This window comes from Flavobacterium sp. MEB061, assembly GCF_000834715.1.
GTDB classification, from domain to species: Bacteria; Bacteroidota; Bacteroidia; order Flavobacteriales; family Flavobacteriaceae; genus Flavobacterium; species Flavobacterium pectinovorum.
The window spans coordinates 120,637-136,472 of sequence record NZ_JXQR01000040.1 but is presented as its reverse complement, the minus strand read 5'-3'; the positions used below and the strand labels follow the sequence as shown (position 1 = coordinate 136,472).

The 15,836-nt window shown below is 33.0% G+C and carries 18 protein-coding genes and 1 tRNA gene; 5 read left to right on the top strand and 14 right to left on the bottom strand.

The window, feature by feature from the left end; genetic code table 11:
- Positions 1 to 19: 19 nt before the first annotated feature.
- The 10 genes from RT99_RS16290 to RT99_RS16245 all read right to left on the bottom strand — a co-directional run bounded on the left by RT99_RS16290 (position 20) and on the right by RT99_RS16245 (position 7,373).
- Positions 20 to 991 (bottom strand): M20/M25/M40 family metallo-hydrolase, encoded by a 972-nt coding sequence (locus tag RT99_RS16290; protein WP_042565819.1) that lies wholly within the window; start codon positions 989 to 991, stop codon positions 20 to 22.
- A 25-nt stretch (positions 992 to 1,016) separates the two neighbouring features.
- Complete coding sequence (locus RT99_RS16285; RefSeq protein WP_042565818.1) at positions 1,017 to 1,673, bottom strand: hypothetical protein; 657 nt, start codon at positions 1,671 to 1,673, stop codon at positions 1,017 to 1,019.
- 3 nt (positions 1,674 to 1,676) lie between these two features.
- On the bottom strand, positions 1,677 to 2,711 hold the full coding sequence (locus tag RT99_RS16280) for a D-alanine--D-alanine ligase (RefSeq protein WP_042565817.1): 1,035 nt from the start codon (positions 2,709 to 2,711) through the stop codon (positions 1,677 to 1,679).
- A 9-nt stretch (positions 2,712 to 2,720) separates the two neighbouring features.
- Complete coding sequence (locus tag RT99_RS16275) at positions 2,721 to 3,431, bottom strand: NRDE family protein (RefSeq protein ID WP_042565816.1); 711 nt, start codon at positions 3,429 to 3,431, stop codon at positions 2,721 to 2,723.
- Positions 3,419 to 3,907, bottom strand: coding sequence for a hypothetical protein (locus tag RT99_RS16270; protein WP_042565815.1), 489 nt, complete (start codon positions 3,905 to 3,907; stop codon positions 3,419 to 3,421). Before RT99_RS16270 ends, RT99_RS16275 begins: the two co-directional genes overlap by 13 nt.
- A gap of 2 nt (positions 3,908 to 3,909) precedes the next feature.
- A complete protein-coding gene (locus tag RT99_RS16265) occupies positions 3,910 to 4,296 on the bottom strand; it encodes a DoxX family membrane protein (protein ID WP_042565814.1) in 387 nt (128 codons plus the stop codon).
- Positions 4,297 to 4,301: 5 nt separating this feature from the next.
- Positions 4,302 to 4,763, bottom strand: a complete 462-nt coding sequence (locus RT99_RS16260) for a YHS domain-containing (seleno)protein (protein ID WP_042565813.1) — start codon at positions 4,761 to 4,763, stop codon at positions 4,302 to 4,304.
- Between the two features lie 6 nt (positions 4,764 to 4,769).
- Positions 4,770 to 5,366 (bottom strand): peroxiredoxin-like family protein, encoded by a 597-nt coding sequence (locus tag RT99_RS16255; protein WP_042565812.1) that lies wholly within the window; start codon positions 5,364 to 5,366, stop codon positions 4,770 to 4,772.
- Positions 5,367 to 5,454: 88 nt separating this feature from the next.
- Complete coding sequence (locus RT99_RS16250) at positions 5,455 to 6,132, bottom strand: Crp/Fnr family transcriptional regulator (RefSeq protein WP_042565811.1); 678 nt, start codon at positions 6,130 to 6,132, stop codon at positions 5,455 to 5,457.
- A gap of 98 nt (positions 6,133 to 6,230) precedes the next feature.
- Positions 6,231 to 7,373 (bottom strand): acyl-CoA dehydrogenase family protein, encoded by a 1,143-nt coding sequence (locus RT99_RS16245; RefSeq protein ID WP_042565810.1) that lies wholly within the window; start codon positions 7,371 to 7,373, stop codon positions 6,231 to 6,233.
- Between the two features lie 464 nt (positions 7,374 to 7,837).
- Here RT99_RS16245 and RT99_RS16240 point away from each other — a divergent pair, with 464 nt between their 5' ends.
- The 3 genes from RT99_RS16240 to RT99_RS16230 all read left to right on the top strand — a co-directional run bounded on the left by RT99_RS16240 (position 7,838) and on the right by RT99_RS16230 (position 11,113).
- On the top strand, positions 7,838 to 8,413 hold the full coding sequence (locus RT99_RS16240) for a chalcone isomerase family protein (RefSeq protein ID WP_042565809.1): 576 nt from the start codon (positions 7,838 to 7,840) through the stop codon (positions 8,411 to 8,413).
- 146 nt (positions 8,414 to 8,559) lie between these two features.
- Positions 8,560 to 9,786 carry a Glu/Leu/Phe/Val dehydrogenase dimerization domain-containing protein gene (locus RT99_RS16235; RefSeq protein WP_042565808.1) on the top strand — a complete coding sequence of 409 codons (1,227 nt, stop codon included), beginning with the start codon at positions 8,560 to 8,562 and terminating at the stop codon, positions 9,784 to 9,786.
- 424 nt (positions 9,787 to 10,210) lie between these two features.
- Positions 10,211 to 11,113 carry a hypothetical protein gene (locus tag RT99_RS16230; protein ID WP_042565807.1) on the top strand — a complete coding sequence of 301 codons (903 nt, stop codon included), beginning with the start codon at positions 10,211 to 10,213 and terminating at the stop codon, positions 11,111 to 11,113.
- Positions 11,114 to 11,219: 106 nt separating this feature from the next.
- On the opposite strand, the gene RT99_RS24765 is transcribed toward RT99_RS16230, so the two are convergent.
- Genes RT99_RS24765 through RT99_RS16215 form a run of 3 tightly spaced genes read right to left on the bottom strand, consistent with a single transcriptional unit; the run spans position 11,220 to position 13,088 of the window.
- Positions 11,220 to 11,948, bottom strand: a complete 729-nt coding sequence (locus RT99_RS24765; RefSeq protein ID WP_052483704.1) for a hypothetical protein — start codon at positions 11,946 to 11,948, stop codon at positions 11,220 to 11,222.
- Positions 11,949 to 11,993: 45 nt separating this feature from the next.
- The gene (locus tag RT99_RS16220) at positions 11,994 to 12,389 is read right to left on the bottom strand and encodes a biopolymer transporter ExbD (RefSeq protein ID WP_042565806.1); all 396 of its coding nucleotides are present in this window, start codon (positions 12,387 to 12,389) and stop codon (positions 11,994 to 11,996) included.
- 3 nt (positions 12,390 to 12,392) lie between these two features.
- Positions 12,393 to 13,088, bottom strand: coding sequence for a MotA/TolQ/ExbB proton channel family protein (locus RT99_RS16215; protein ID WP_042565805.1), 696 nt, complete (start codon positions 13,086 to 13,088; stop codon positions 12,393 to 12,395).
- A 130-nt stretch (positions 13,089 to 13,218) separates the two neighbouring features.
- Here RT99_RS16215 and RT99_RS16210 point away from each other — a divergent pair, with 130 nt between their 5' ends.
- Positions 13,219 to 14,445, top strand: a complete 1,227-nt coding sequence (locus tag RT99_RS16210) for a folylpolyglutamate synthase/dihydrofolate synthase family protein (protein ID WP_042565804.1) — start codon at positions 13,219 to 13,221, stop codon at positions 14,443 to 14,445.
- Between the two features lie 178 nt (positions 14,446 to 14,623).
- Positions 14,624 to 14,701: transfer RNA gene (locus tag RT99_RS16205), tRNA-Val, on the top strand.
- A 242-nt stretch (positions 14,702 to 14,943) separates the two neighbouring features.
- Here RT99_RS16205 and RT99_RS16200 read toward each other — a convergent pair.
- Positions 14,944 to 15,708: a hypothetical protein gene (locus tag RT99_RS16200; RefSeq protein ID WP_042565803.1), complete on the bottom strand. Its 765-nt coding sequence runs from the start codon at positions 15,706 to 15,708 to the stop codon at positions 14,944 to 14,946.
- Positions 15,709 to 15,836: the final 128 nt, after the last annotated feature.

Below are 15,836 nucleotides of genomic sequence, written 5' to 3'. Positions count from 1 at the left end.
CCAACAAAAAGAGTAATTATTATTTCATTGTAATTTCCTCTGTTGGAGTATCTGCCATTTTCGTTACAGCGGGTAAAAATTCCTGAATAAAAGCGGTCATATGTGGAATATCCATTAGTTTAAATTCATCTGAAACATGATGATAGAATTCGAAATTTTCAAAATCAAAAGTACTTATCGACTGACATGGTTTTTTAAATGCTTCATAAAAAGAGAAATTGTCGGATCTGTAAAACAATTTATACTCTGCTTCTTTTGGTAAAAAACCAATTGTATTTTTTCCTGTATATTGGTTTATTTTCTCTGCCATGTTTGACTTATCAAAACCAGTTATGTATGCCAAATAATCTCGTTTCATAGGTACACCAATCATTTCGATATTCAATTGTGCATATAAATTAAAATCCTGAGCCTTTAATTTCTGAACCAAACTTTTAGACCCAAGCAATCCTTTTTCTTCTCCGGCAAAAAACACAACCAAAATACTTCGCTTATTCGATTTTGTTTCTGTAAAATATTTTGCCATTTGAGCCACAGCCGTTACGCCCGAAGCATCATCATTTGCTCCATTATTTACAACATCATCTTGTTTCTTTTTCTCTAAACCAATGTGATCGTAGTGTGCACTTAAAACCACAAATTCCTTTTTAAGTTCAGGATCTGTTCCTTCAATAACCCCAACGATATTAAAAGCCGGCGATTTAAAATTGGTAAGTGTATCGCGATAGGTTTTAAAATAAGGTTTTACGTTATTCTTTTTTAAGAAATCTTCCAAAAATACTGCTGCTTTTTCTATTCCTCTGGTTCCGGTTTCGCGGCCTTCTAATTCATCTGAAGAAAGATATCTTAAGAAATCCGAAACCTCAGTTTCCTGAACCTTGTATGTTATTTCAATTGGTTTGGATGCTTCTTTTGAAGATTTATCGCCTACTGTTGTATTCGATTTACATGCCAACAAAACAAATGGAAGAAGAAAGTATAGTTTTTTCATGGATGAAGAGTTTTAGCTTTAGAGCCTAAATCCCTAAAGCAGATGATTTAAAATATTTTTTATACACTTTAAATACCTGAATACTCCCCAATAGAATGAAAAACAACGGAATAAAAACAGGCATTACATACTTTGAAAATTGGTTTGCTTGTTGAAATAAGGTTTGTAATGTTACTATCAAACTCAACATTCCTAAAAAAACACCAATTAAAGTTCCTGCAATATAATAATATTTTAGCTGTTTTTCGGTTGCAATATACTTTCCATTAATTAAATATAGATTCCAACTCGTCCAGAATGGCAGTTGTAGAAAATTAAAACAATTTAAAATTACGCCAATTACAAATGGTGAATACATCAAAAATTGATTTATATGATTATTTGCAGATGTTGTTTGATTGGAATTTGAATAAAATAAGTAAGCCAGAACAAACATAAATCCAACAGCAAAAAAATCAATAATTTTTATTAATTTTTTATTGTTAACCAATTGTCTGGCAAAAAGCAGCGTAAAATAAATCACAAAAGTTTCAACGAAAACAACTCCGAATAAAAATAAAACTAAATTATGAAGTCCCGATTTTGAGTAAATCTCTAATCCGGCGAGATTTAAATATCCAAGCGGAATTGAACCGATGAAACTCACCAGAAAACCAACACAGATATTTTTTAATCTTTTCATTTTTTAAAAATTTATGATCTTATTATTCTGGGCAAGATGCAGTTTATATTCCCGCATACCTACTTTATAATCTAAATACGGAACGCCCATTTTATGATTCACAACGCTTATTTCATACATATAGGTAATATGTCTGGCGAGTTCTTTCCAGGCAAACCAAACCGAATGTTTAGGATCGTAAATATGTGTTGGTTCGCTCGCGGCGCCATTAAGTTCTACAATTAAAAAGTTTTCTCCTCTTTCTAATTCTTCAAAAGTGTTGTACATAATATCAAAACGCCCGAAATAAAATTCCGGAATTTGAGTCGCAATATGATCTATCATTGCGGTTAATTTTGGCGTAATTAAATCACTTCCATCCAAAAATTTAGCGCCACGCGCATGATTACCAAACGGAACTAAGTTTATACTTTCATCCTTTCTTAAAACTCGTTTCAATTGATCTCCATATTGTTCTTTTAAAGTTTCAAACTGAAATTTAAACCGTGGTGTTTTATGAATTAAATCTTCAATTGATGAAACGCCGTCGCCTTTTACAATTAAGAATTCTTTTGAAACTATTCCCGTAATTTTCCCTTTCTTTTGATGTGGATGGCGCACGTAAAAAACACCAACTTCATTTTTAAACGGAATCAAATCCTGTAATAAAAAATCGAAATTTGCTTTTTCTGCGTAGTTTTTTAATTCAGAAACTGTTTTTATTTTTTTTACACCAGAACCTCGCAAACCAATATCCGGTTTTGCGATTAATGGAAAATAGATTCCTTTCTCGACAACGGTTTCTATTATCTTTTTCAAATCTGTATTTTCCTTAATCAATATAGTTTTAGGATAATATTTTTTGGGCAATAAATCGTAAATCTGTTTTTTGCTTTCCATCATAAATCCTCCATTTTTAATTTTCGGATTTGAGGCATTAAAGAAAAAAATAGATCTTGCTTTGATGGCATAATAAGCCCAAAGAAAATAAATAGGAATGTACAAAACCTGAAATGGCCAATATTCCCAATTGGTGATTTTATGAAAAAATAGCTTCATGATACTTTATTAAATACTAATAAATGTTGTTGAAAAATCTTCTGCATTAATCAAATCATAATGCCTCATAATCCCTTTGTTTTGTTCTATTGTAACTTGTGTAATACTCAATGTTTTTAAAACATTCTGTCTGTTGATTACTAAACCATTTTCGGCATCATCATCTTGTGTATTTCGATGAAAATCGAACATATCCTGAGCCGAAATTTCACTTTTATCTTTTAAAAACTGCGCGAACCAATCAAATCGTTTTTTCCTGATTTCACCTGAATACAAAGTAACCGACGACCAAATATGATTTTTATTTTGGTCTAACTTCGTCATCCTTTTTCCAAAACCGTTCCAGATAAGTTCATATAATTTTTCTTCCTGATACAAAACCAATGTAAATGGTTCGATATTTTCAAGGTTAATCTGAGTCCAAAAATCTTTGGGAGACTTACTGTACATCATATCCAAAGCAATTAATCCGCGGCTTTTTCTATAGGAGAAAGCCGCTTCATGTTTTTCCAAACCTCCATTTAAAAGCACTAAAACCGTCTTATCCGCATCGACAGCAAACCAGGTTCCTCCCGCTTTTGGGTCTTTGGGATATATAACATTCTTACCGTTTTGATTGTAATTTTTTGGTGCGATTGCACCTGGCCGAACAACTTGTTCATCACGGTTCGAAGTAATCATTACAACTCCATTATTATTTACAAAACTTACTGTACACATTGTTTTCTATATTCTATTGTAGAGCGTGCAACTCCAAAATTTTCGTGTACCATAACATTTTTATATTGCAAAACCGCCACTTTTATCAAAGCCTGATGGTGAATGCAATGTTCCAGATTGTATAATAATTCCCTATAATAATTGGTCTGAATTCGCATGGTAAGTCCATCAATAAACTGCTCCAGATAAAGTATTTTATTTTCGCTTTTCAAACTTCTTTTTATTTCAAAAATGCATTGTTTTGCGTAATCTGTCTCGGTTTGAATTTGTATATTTCTTTCTCTTTGATCATAATTTAAAACTCCTGAATCATAGCTTTTATCAAGACATTGAAACATCTCAAGAATATGTCTGGTGTGCTCTCCAATACTTGAATTACTTAAAGCTTCACATGGTTTTGAATAATCATGATCTGATAGCTGACCTAATAAATTAATTAGCTCATCTAAACTGCGATGTATCGATTTTATCAACATAATTATTTCGCTTTTAAAAGGTTAAAAAAATTATTTCTACTCAGATTAATTAATTCTATGCAACTCAATAAAACGATCAATGCCAATACAAAAAGTAATCCTCCATCGTTTTCAACCGCTATTCCTAAAACAAATAAATGCGAAAGAATAGCACCACTCATAATTCCGCAGGCTAATAAAGCGCCCATCCAGGTTGTTTTGGGAATTAATATTAAAGTAGCAGCAACCAGTTCGACAATTCCGGAACCAATTCTGCCGTAAGGTTCCATTCCTAATTTTGAGAAAATATAAATACTTTCCTGAGCTCCGCTGAATTTAAAAAACAATGTCTGTAATAAGATACTAGCTGACACAATTCTTAAAAGCCAAACTATTTTTTTTCTTTTCATGATTTCTATCCTTTATAAAACTTCTTCCAGTTATTATCAGCTTTCGATTTTAAATCACTCTCGTCTTTATTCCAGCTTTTCAATGTATTATTAAAATAAGCGTTATAAAATAAATAGAGTTTTCCGTCTATAATCTTAAAAGTTTCCGGATTTATTTCGACTTTTTCTCCGGAACTTCCCATTGCATAAGCACACCAACCGCCATATTGAGGTTCATATTTTGAAGGACTTTTTAAAAAAGCATCTTTGTTTTCGTTTGATGAAAATTTATAAATCACTCCCTGATATGATGCTAAAATTTCTTTTTTGCCTTTCACCGCTTTTCCCTGATTAAAATAAGCAACCGGATCATAACCCTGAATTGCAACTTTATTTTCTACATTATATTGAGCTGTACGTTTCGAATCGTTTTGAGCAAATGAAAAAACCGAAACAAATAGTAATACGAATAATACTAACTTTTTCATCTTTATTTATTTTAAGTTTTTTAATACAGAAATCAATAATTCAGATGAAATCCGATGTTTAAAATCTGGTGAAATATATTCGAATAAAATGTCACTATCAGTATTTACAACAAAAACAGAAGGAACAGGTAAAAAACTCGTATTCACTCCATTAGAATATACGTTAATTGTTGATTTATAGTTTTCAGGAGCTTCAAAAGCAATTCCTGCCGTTTTTATCAAATCTCCTTTTGAGTCAGAAAGCAACGTATATTTTACTTTATCTTTTTCTGCTGTAATTTTTAAGTTTTCGGGAGTATCAGGACTTATTGCAATAATTTGATATCCTAAATCAAGAATTTGTTTTTCGGCTTCAGCCAAAGCAGAAAGATGCATATTGCAATACGGACACCAACCGCCGCGATAAAAAACTAAAACGGTCTTTTTGTTTTTAAATAAATCCGAAAGCTGAACAGCTGCATTTTTAGCTGTCTTTAAAGTAATATCCGGAATTTTCTCTCCTATTAACAGCGGAGCAATATCATTCGCAGTTTTAGGCACTGCGGTTTGAGCATTAGCAACGAAACTTATTGTTGCCAAAAGCATAAAGAGTAGTTTTTTCATAGTTTTACATTTATCATTATTGATGATGTAAAACTACTTTACTATGAAAAAACAAAATGTCGGCTAATTTACAGTTAGCCTAAAATAATTATAATTTGGTAATATCCTGAATCACAATCTCGCTTCTGCTATAATGCAAAAGCTGATTATTTTCCATTTCATTTAATAATTGAGTCGCCGTTTGTCTTGAAGTACAAATAATTTGCGCGATATCTGTTTGGGTTAGATAATTTTCGATGGCCACCATATTTCCTTTTCGAACGCCTTCTTTCTCGGCCCAGTCTTTTAGAAATTGGTACATTCTGGTTTTGGCATCTTTAGAAATTAAATTAGCATAGCTATTTTTGATACGCTTCATTTTTAAACCAACAAATTTGGTATATGAAAGTGCCAATGAGGGATTTCGAAGCAATAAATCTTCAAAGTCTGACATCAAAAAACTGCAAATAGAAACGTCGTCAGAAAGTACTTTGGCATATTCTTCGACTTTATCATCCGTTTCCAGAGTCAATTCGCCAAACAAATCGCCTTTTTGGATAATATCTTTGATGGTTTCATTGCCATCTTCGTCAATAGCCACAATTTTTATATTTCCTTTTTTCAATAAAAATATGCGCGGAACATCCGAAGAGGAAAAATAAATAATCTCGCCTTTTGATGCTTTTTTAAAACCTGTAATAATGCACAATTGTTTGATTTGAGAAAAACTTAAAGTTCTAAACAATTTGTGATCACGCAAATACCAATATTTTAAATCTTCGTACATAAAAATACTTTTTGTAAATGTAGCAAAATTAAAAAGCAAACAAAAAACCCTTTCGAAGCCAAAGCCTGAAAGGGTTTATAATATATTTTGAAGGAAATTTATCCCGCAATAACCGATCTTGAAATTACAATTTTCTGAATTTCAGAAGTTCCTTCGTAAATCTGTGTAATTTTTGCGTCACGCATAAAACGTTCAACGTGATATTCTTTTACATAGCCATTCCCACCATGAATCTGAACAGCCTCAACAGCCGTATCCATTGCAACCTGCGAAGCAAATAATTTTGCCATCGCACCACTTACATCATAGTTTTTGTGCTGGTCTTTATCCCAGGCCGCTTTCATACATAAATGACGCGCCGCTTCGATATTTACCGCCATGTCTGCCAATTTAAAAGCAATTGCCTGATGGTTGCAAATTTCTGTTCCAAAAGCTTTTCTTTCTTTTGAATATTTCAAAGCCAATTCATAAGCTCCAGAAGCAATCCCTAGAGCCTGAGAAGCAATTCCGATACGTCCTCCGGCAAGGGTTTTCATTGCAAATTTAAATCCGAAACCATCTTCGCCAATTCTATTTTCTTTTGGAACTTTTACATCATTAAACATTAAAGAGTGTGTATCAGAACCACGAATTCCCATTTTTTGTTCTTTTGGACCAACAGAAAAACCGGGCATATCTTTGGTCATAATCAACGCATTGATTCCTTTGTGTTTTTTCTCAGCATGTGTTTGGGCAATTACTAAATAAACAGATGCCGTGTTACCGTTCGTAATCCAGTTTTTTGTTCCGTTTACCAAATAATGGTCGCCCATATCAATAGCAGTTGTTTTTTGCGAAGTGGCATCACTACCCGCTTCCGGCTCGCTTAAACAGAAAGCTCCGTGTATTTCACCTGAAGCTAATCCCGGTAAATATTTTTGTTTTTGTTCTTCGGTTCCAAATTCTTGTAAACCCCAGCAAACTAATGAGTTATTAACAGACATTACTACAGAAGCCGAAGCATCAACTTTTGAAATTTCTTCCATTGCAATTACGTACGAAATTGTATCTAAACCGCTTCCGCCGTATTTAGGATCAACCATCATTCCCATGAATCCCAGTTGTCCCATTTTTTTTACTTGTTCTGTTGGAAAAATTTGTTTTTCATCGCGTTCGATAACTCCCGCCAACAATTCGTTTTGGGCAAAATCTCTCGCAGCTTGTTGAATCATTAAATGTTCTTCGGTAAGATTGAAATCCATAGTGTCGTTTATTTTTTGTTTTTGCTAAACCAAAATTAAAAATAGTAGTTCGGCTAGTGGTTTTTTTGTGTTTTTGAATTGCTTTTTCTTCACCTGAATAAAGGCTTCCAAAGATAATTTTTAAAGTCGAATTAACAATGCGTGCATATAATTTTAAGATATTAGCAAGAATCACGATAACGTTTTCGTGATTATATTGAATTTTAGTCTCTATAACGTGAAATTTGCAACATTTTCTTCAAAATTTAAGAATTAAGTTATCGATAAAAAAGTACTATTTATAAAGGTTTAAATAATTCAGGACGCAAAAAAACCAAAAGCCATAAAACCACGTATATGTACGTAAAACAAGTCTTACTAATTTGATTATGAATAAACTAGATCAAAAAAAATAATTTCAATATGTTAAAAAATCGGAAAATTAACATTAATTTTGCCTAAAAAAAATAAACTATCGATAGAGTATGAAAAAGATTTTACTATTATTTGCATTCATTTTAAGCCTTCAGTTTTCAACAGTTTCTGCACAAACGCACCTTGAGGTAAACGGTGTTACTGTACCTAGAAAAATTGAATTTCAAAACAAAACTTTACAGCTTAATGGCGCGGGCGGAAGATCTAAAATGTGGTTAGAAGTTTATGTTCAGGCTTTGTATTTATCTCAATTAAGCCAGGATCCAAAATTTATTATTGACAGCGATACTGAAATGGCGATTCGAATTGAAATTACCTCATCAATGGTTTCTTCAAACAAACTAACAAAAGCAATGAATGCAGGTTTTGAAAAATCTGCCGGAAGCAATTTTGAGGAATTAAAACCGAGAATTGAAGATTTTAAAAAATTATTAAGTGATGTAATTACAGAAAAAGATGTTTTTGTTTTGGCATACAATCCTTTTGATCAAACGATCAACGTAATTAAAAATGATGTTGTAAAAGGAAAAATTCCTGGGTTTGATTTCAAAAAAGCATTATTCGGAATCTGGTTATCTGACAAACCGGTTGACGATACATTAAAAAAACATTTATTGGGGCAATAATTTAATTACCTGAATTATATAAATTTCAAAGCCGAAAACTATTACGTTTTCGGCTTTTTCATTTTGTTGAATAAAATTGCCTTGAAATACATTATTCGCATTATTCTATTTTATACTTTTACGCAAAATAAACATATCTTAACAAAATGAAAGATTTATTACAGCAATTTGAAAATAAGGAACCTGAAATTGTTTTTAACTGGAAAGATTCTGAAACAGAAGCCGAAGGTTGGACAGTAATTAATTCACTTCGTGGAGGAGCCGCGGGAGGTGGAACAAGAATGAGAAAAGGCCTGGATATGAACGAAGTTTTATCACTGGCCAAAACCATGGAAGTAAAATTCTCGGTTTCAGGTCCTGCAATTGGCGGTGCTAAATCCGGAATTAATTTTGACCCGAACGATCCTCGTAAAAAAGGTGTTTTACAACGTTGGTACAAAGCGGTTTCGCCTTTATTAAAAAGTTACTACGGAACTGGTGGAGATTTGAACGTGGATGAAATTCACGAAGTAATCCCGATGACAGAAGAATGTGGTGTTTGGCATCCGCAGGAAGGTGTTTTTAACGGACATTTTAAACCAACAGAAGCTGATAAAATTAATAGAATTGGTCAATTACGTCAAGGGGTAATTAAGGTAATCGAAAATCCTAAATTTTCACCGGATGTAACCCGAAAATATACGGTTGCAGATATGATTACAGGTTACGGTGTTGCCGAAGCTGTTCGTCATTTCTACGCTACTTATGGCGGAGAAATTAAAGGTAAAAAAGCAATTGTTCAGGGCTTTGGAAATGTAGGTTCTGCAGCAGCTTTTTATTTAGCCGAAATGGGCGCAAAAGTTATCGGAATTATTGATCGCGACGGAGGATTAATTAAAGAAGAAGGTTTTTCTTTTGAAGAAATCAGAACTTTATTTTTAAACAAAGACGGAAACAAATTAGTTGCCGACAATATGATTCCGTTTGAGGAAATCAACTCAAAAATATGGACTATTGGTGCTGAAATTTTCACACCTTGTGCTGCTTCAAGATTAGTCGCTCAATCTCAAATTGATAGTTTAATGGCAAACGGATTAGAAGTTATTTCATGTGGAGCGAATGTTCCTTTTGCCGACAAAGAAATTTTCTTCGGTTCAATTATGGAAGACGTAGACCGTAAAGTAAGCTTGATTCCTGATTTCATTTCAAACTGCGGAATGGCAAGGGTTTTTGCTTATTTCATGGAGAAAAAAGTGCAAATGACAGATGAGGCTATCTTTAATGATACTTCGGAAATTATAAAAAATGCGATTGTTAAGGCTCATGCTTTAAATCCTTCAAAAACAAATATTAGTGCAACGGCTTTTGAGATTGCATTGAAACAATTAGTATAATTTTTTATACTTTATTTCTAAGCGGGCTAAATTTGTTTTTAGCTCGCTTTTTTTATTTAACGGCAAAGCACGAAGGTTTACGCAAGGAACGCTAAGAAAAACGTTAAAGCTTTGCGAACTTCCCTTGAGAATCAACTTAAACTAAACTTCATGAACTTTGCGAAAAAACTTTGCAAACTCTGCGGTAAAATTTAGCTCAAAGATTTCAAGCAGATTTAAAGCAGATTTAAAGCAGATTTAAAGCAGATTTACACAGATCTATATTTATTTTTCAATCAACAATAATTTAAAATCTGCTCAAATCTGCCAAATCTGCGTGCAAAAAAACCTCAGCCCATAAAATCCGGCTCAGCCTCTGATTGTAAACAATTTTTAGTACTTTTAAACGTTTTTATTAAATACATTACAAAAATTCAGAATCAAAATGAGTTCCACAGATTCTTCAGATAAAAAGAAATCATTATTACTCACCACGGCGATATATGCGGTAATAATACTATTGCTGTTTTTTATACGTTTTTGGCCTCCATACAATCCGGAGAACAACGCAGCGCTTGCAGAAGGCGGTGGCGGTGGCGGCGTGACTATAAACTTTGGAGACAGCGATGTAGGATCAGGAGCCAATTATAAAAGTGAAGTTCTTGACGTTAAAAATGAAGCGAAAGCAACGCCTGCAAAAGCAACTCCTGAAGAAGCCATTATTACTCAGGAAAACACAGCAGATGACGATAATGATGTCGTTATTCCCGTAAAGGAAAAACCTAAAAAACCTGTTCCTGTTGAAAAACCGGAAACAAAACCTGTACCTCAAAAACCAAAAGTTTCTAATTCTACAAACGATGCTTTATCAAGTATTTTAAAAGGATCAAACAAAGGCGGAGACGGAGACGATAAAGCAGCAGGAAATAAAGGAAAAGCAAACGGAAGTTTGGGTTCTAACGGCTACTACGGCACTGGAGGTTCTGGTGGCGGAACCGGCGGAGGAAACGGAACCGGAAATGGTATTGGTACCGGAAGCGGTTACGGAGCCGGAAGCGGCGGAGGTTCTGGTGGTGGTTCTGGATATCAATTAGGAACTAGAAAAGCATTATCTAAACCTGCACCAAAATATACGTGTAACGAAGAAGGAAAAGTGGTGGTTGAAGTTACAGTCGATCAAAACGGAAAAACAATAAGTGCAACGGCAGGAATAAAAGGAACAACCAATACAGCAAGCTGTTTATTAGAACAAGCTAAAATTGCTGCAATGAATACAAAATGGTCGCCTGATGATAACGCAGCAGCAAAACAGGTTGGTAAGATTGTTTATAATTTTAGCTTAAATTAAAACACGAATTGCACTAATTTTCACGAATTATAGTTAACATAAAAAAAAAGGCTTTATGAAATTTTATCATAAAGCCTTTTTTATATTAATATCTAAAATAATCTTTTTATTTCATTGAGTCATATTCTTTCATAGCTACATAATTTTCAATACGGGTAATTTCCGGTCTTCCTAGAGCAACACCCATAGTAACAGCGCATCTTATAAAATATTCCTTGCCTTTCTCAACATTTATTTTTACCTCTTCTTTAGTTTCTAGAGCTCCATAAAAAGTCTGTTCTCCAAATTTCTTTGTTTTAAATGCAAATTTTTCTCCATTTCTCAACCTTCCAACAATAGAATCATTGGCATCTTTAATTTTATAACCTAGCATTGCACCTGTTCCTCCTGTAGGTCGATAAAAATAAATCATAGCATAATCACTATTTTCCGGAAGTCTTGACTTATTTTTTAGATTTCTGTTTTGGGCAACTGTAGATAATGATTCAGCATTTAAATTTCGATATAATTTTGCCTTAATTCTATAGCAGGTACTGCCAAATATGCTAGGTTTTTTTAGTTCAATAATTTTTACAATATTGGCGCCGGCACTTTTAGCTTCTTTTGTTACATCTGCTATAACTTTATCATATCCACAATCGGTAGTAAATCCTGAATCTCCAATTTTTACATCTCCAATTAATTCAGAGTCATTCGGCAATTCATCCTCTTTATCAAGTACAATTACTTGATTGTTTTCTTCTAATTTCTGAAAATTTTTATTTGTTATTTTAGTTGAAATACTCGTTGAACAACCTACTAAAAGTATTGCGATTAAGAATCCTAATTTCTTCATTTTAATATTAAATTTTTAACTTAAAAATTATTTTATAAACCAGACTTACTTTGGACTCGTAGCAATTACAAACTTCAAATTGTTCTTCACTCCTATTTGCAATACATCTACTAAATCCTGAACTTGCAAATTAAACGGAATTCTTACTACAACGGTTTGTTGTTTGTCTGCTCCTATTTTTGCCATCAAACTCGTTTCCAGTTCTTCGAATGCAACTGGCTGTTTGTCGATGTAGAATTTTTTATCTTCTGTAACCGATAAACTGATTAATTGTTTATTGGTTTTTTCATTTGATTTCGCTTTTGGCAATGTCATTTTAATAACATTAGGATTTGCAAGCGTTGATATAATTAAGAAAAACAACAGCAAGAAAAACATAATATCACTAAGTGAGGAAGTCGCCACTTCGGCATGAAATCTTCTTTTTCTTTTAATAGACATACTTTATGCTCTTTGAATTATATTGACAAATTCTAATATTTGTTTCTGAATTTTTAGGGCAAAATCATCAATTTTTCCGTTCAATAAGTGGTAAGCGCTATAAGCAATAATACCCACAATTAATCCGGAACCTGAACTGATCATTTTTTCGTATAAACCTCCGGAAATGTTTCCGATACTAATATTTTCAGTTACAGAAATACTGTAGAAAATCTTGATAACCCCAGAAATAGTTCCGATGAAACCTAGCGTTGGTGCAATACCGGCGATAAGTCCCAAGTGACCTAAATGTCTTTCCATTTCACCAATTTCGATATCGGCTGCACGGTCCATGTTTGATTCGATTTCGGCAATTGGTCTTCCAATTACTAAAACTCCTTCTTTTAAAATATTTCCTGCAGCTGTATTGCTTCTTTCTACAATTGTTCTCGCTAATTCTATGTTTCCTGCATTTAATTTATCGGCAACATCCTGCATTAATCTTGCATCAATTTTCGATGCTTTGCTGATATACATATAACGTTCAAAAATGACATAAATCGTGTAAAAAAGTAAAATGGCAATTGGTATTAAGAAAAAACCTCCTTTTAAGATAAATCCTAAAACAGAGATTTCGGTATTTGGTGCAATTTTTTCGATAACTACGTTAGATGCAGCGTTTGCAATAGTATCTGCTTGTAATTGAATGAAGCTAAACATATTTTAATTCTTGTTTTTAATAATTAATTCTAAAAAATATTTCAATTTTGCATTAAAGATAATTTCACTGTAATATTAAACTAAAAAAACCGGAAATTATTTCAATCGACAACTATTTTATCCAAATATAATGAACTATCAGGAAACAACAAATTGGATGTTTAACCAATTGCCCATGTATCAACTTCAGGGTGCTTCGGCGTACAAAGAAGATTTAACCAACATTAAGTTGCTTGCGGCGCATCTTGATAATCCACAAAATCAATTAAAGTGTATTCATGTTGCCGGAACAAACGGTAAAGGTTCTACGTCGCACATGCTGGCTTCGGTTTTGCAGGAAGCGGGATATAAAGTTGGATTGTACACTTCACCACATTTAAAAGATTTTAGAGAAAGAATAAAAATCAACGGAAACGATATTTCAGAAGATTTTGTTATTGAATTCGTAGCCAAACACAAAGACTTTTTTGAAGCAAATGATATGAGTTTTTTCGAAATGTCTGTTGGTTTGGCATTTGATTATTTTGCTGCAGAAAAAACAGATATTGCGATTATAGAAGTTGGTCTGGGCGGAAGACTGGACGCTACAAATATTATTACGCCATTAGTTTCGGTTATTACCAATATCGATCTGGATCATATGCAGTTTTTGGGAAATACCACTACGGAAATTGCCGGAGAAAAGGCTGGAATTATTAAACCGAATGTTCCTGTTGTAATTGGAGAATATACAGAGGAAACGGAAGCTGTATTTTTAGCCAAAGCAAAAGAAAACGATGCGCCAATTTATTTTGCTGCTGATTTAATTTCAGGAGTTTTTCCTTCTGATTTATTGGGCGATTATCAGTTTCACAATAAAAAAACGGTTCAGCAGGTTGTTGTTGTTTTAAACTCACAAACCGATTTTAAAGTTTCGATTGATAATCTAAAAAGCGGTTTGTTAAATACCGTAAAAAATACCGGTTTACAAGGAAGATGGCAGCAGTTGGGAGAAAACCCAAAAATAATCTGCGATACGGCGCACAATAAACATGGTTTGGCGGTTGTAATGAATCAGATTCAGAAAGAAACTTTTGAGAACCTGCATATTGTTTTGGGAGTTGTAAATGATAAGGACCTTGATTCTATCTTACCGCTTTTTCCTCAGAAAGCGCAATATTATTTCTGCAGACCCAATTCGTCTAGAGGATTAAGTACTGAAATTCTCCAGGATGCAGCCAAAAAGTATAATTTGTTTGGAGAAAAATACGAATCGGTTGAGCTCGCTTTCGCGGAAGCAAAGAAAAATGCCTCGGAAAATGATTTTATTTATGTTGGAGGAAGCACTTTTGTTGTTGCTGAATTGCCTTTGAACTAAGGAAAAGGAAATTTGCAGAAAAAAGTTTAAAAAAATCATTTTAATAACAAATTCATAAACAGCAAGATATAATGAATTTAAAAAAAAGTTTTCTTTTTTATTCTATTTTCTTTGCAGAACTCAAAAACTAGCGTATATTTGCACTCGCAATCACAAACGATAGCAACCTAGTAAAATAGGGCGATTAGCTCAGCTGGTTCAGAGCACCTCGTTTACACCGAGGGGGTCGGGGGTTCGAACCCCTCATCGCCCACCAAGAAACTCCTTAAGAAATTAAGGAGTTTTTTTTATGGTTTTATTATAGATTTTCTTATTCACGGGCGGGGCGATCGCGCCAGCATATGTAACATTATAAATTCTAATAATTATAATTCTTTATTAATAATAATTCTTTATTTTCATCATCAGTTATTAGTGGAACTGGAAGTTCTTCATATCTTCAAAATACATTTCTTTTTTTTCGAGTAAGTCTTCTCAAACAGATGTTAATAAACGTCGCTAGTACTTTGATATTCTTTGCGTTCCATCGAAAGTATTAAACTCTCCCTTGGTAATTTTCTGAAATAAAGTTTTTACATTTTCTGTACAATCTTTACCATAAGCAGGATAGACAGTGCCTTTAAAATGTAAATTTCCTTCATGTGGAACCGTATATTCAACATAGCATAAAACAATTCCAAATTTACTTTCGTCACTAATAATTTTTAGAATATTATTGAAATTCGTGTTAGGTTGATGATTACCCTGATTGGCAAAATGAACGGTCTGGGTAATTTCAATTAAAAGCACAGAATTACCGTTTGCATAATCTTTTCCATTTTTTTCTCGGAATTTGCTAAGAAGTTTAGAGTCTGCGTTATTCTTTTGAGATTCTTCTGGGAATCTTATTGATGTTGATTCAATTCCACAACCATCAATTATAAAATCTGGCTCCTTTTCATTAGAATCTCCAAATTTAAATTGCATTTCATTCTCGTTAGATGTTTTAATTAAATTCGCACATTGTATAATTTCAAAAAGCCAACCGTTAAGGGAAAAATCTGCGTTTTTTACTGTTTTCTTTATATAAAAATTATAAATATTTTGGTCATAATCTTTAATGTCCAGTAAAGCTAAGCCAATCATTCTTAACTTCTGCTTAATTTGTTTTTCCTCAATTCCAGTTGTCTTTTTCGTTAAAGATATTAACTGGGAAATAGGATGCGTTAAATTTTTTAAATCTATACCAAGCGTTGATTCATAAAATGCCGTAATTTTTTCCATTAGTTGTCTGTTCTTTGCAATGTTTATTAACGTCCTACTACTAAGAACGGGATTGGGACTAAACTAAATCCTATATTTATATTTGACAAGTCATCCCAAATAAAAAACCAACTTTTTCCATTAATCAA

What these genes read in the sequence shown, in the direction of transcription:
- RT99_RS16290 (WP_042565819.1), bottom strand. Translation starts at nt 991, where the DNA reads ATGAAAAAACTATACTTTCTTCTTCCATTTGTTTTGTTGGCATGTAAA.
- RT99_RS16285 (WP_042565818.1), bottom strand. Translation starts at nt 1,673, where the DNA reads ATGAAAAGATTAAAAAATATCTGTGTTGGTTTTCTGGTGAGTTTCATC.
- RT99_RS16280 (WP_042565817.1), bottom strand. Translation starts at nt 2,711, where the DNA reads ATGAAGCTATTTTTTCATAAAATCACCAATTGGGAATATTGGCCATTT.
- RT99_RS16275 (WP_042565816.1), bottom strand. Translation starts at nt 3,431, where the DNA reads ATGTGTACAGTAAGTTTTGTAAATAATAATGGAGTTGTAATGATTACT.
- RT99_RS16270 (WP_042565815.1), bottom strand. Translation starts at nt 3,907, where the DNA reads ATGTTGATAAAATCGATACATCGCAGTTTAGATGAGCTAATTAATTTA.
- RT99_RS16265 (WP_042565814.1), bottom strand. Translation starts at nt 4,296, where the DNA reads ATGAAAAGAAAAAAAATAGTTTGGCTTTTAAGAATTGTGTCAGCTAGT.
- RT99_RS16260 (WP_042565813.1), bottom strand. Translation starts at nt 4,763, where the DNA reads ATGAAAAAGTTAGTATTATTCGTATTACTATTTGTTTCGGTTTTTTCA.
- RT99_RS16255 (WP_042565812.1), bottom strand. Translation starts at nt 5,366, where the DNA reads ATGAAAAAACTACTCTTTATGCTTTTGGCAACAATAAGTTTCGTTGCT.
- RT99_RS16250 (WP_042565811.1), bottom strand. Translation starts at nt 6,132, where the DNA reads ATGTACGAAGATTTAAAATATTGGTATTTGCGTGATCACAAATTGTTT.
- RT99_RS16245 (WP_042565810.1), bottom strand. Translation starts at nt 7,373, where the DNA reads ATGGATTTCAATCTTACCGAAGAACATTTAATGATTCAACAAGCTGCG.
- RT99_RS16240 (WP_042565809.1), top strand. Translation starts at nt 7,838, where the DNA reads ATGAAAAAGATTTTACTATTATTTGCATTCATTTTAAGCCTTCAGTTT.
- RT99_RS16235 (WP_042565808.1), top strand. Translation starts at nt 8,560, where the DNA reads ATGAAAGATTTATTACAGCAATTTGAAAATAAGGAACCTGAAATTGTT.
- RT99_RS16230 (WP_042565807.1), top strand. Translation starts at nt 10,211, where the DNA reads ATGAGTTCCACAGATTCTTCAGATAAAAAGAAATCATTATTACTCACC.
- RT99_RS24765 (WP_052483704.1), bottom strand. Translation starts at nt 11,948, where the DNA reads ATGAAGAAATTAGGATTCTTAATCGCAATACTTTTAGTAGGTTGTTCA.
- RT99_RS16220 (WP_042565806.1), bottom strand. Translation starts at nt 12,389, where the DNA reads ATGTCTATTAAAAGAAAAAGAAGATTTCATGCCGAAGTGGCGACTTCC.
- RT99_RS16215 (WP_042565805.1), bottom strand. Translation starts at nt 13,088, where the DNA reads ATGTTTAGCTTCATTCAATTACAAGCAGATACTATTGCAAACGCTGCA.
- RT99_RS16210 (WP_042565804.1), top strand. Translation starts at nt 13,219, where the DNA reads ATGAACTATCAGGAAACAACAAATTGGATGTTTAACCAATTGCCCATG.
- RT99_RS16200 (WP_042565803.1), bottom strand. Translation starts at nt 15,708, where the DNA reads ATGGAAAAAATTACGGCATTTTATGAATCAACGCTTGGTATAGATTTA.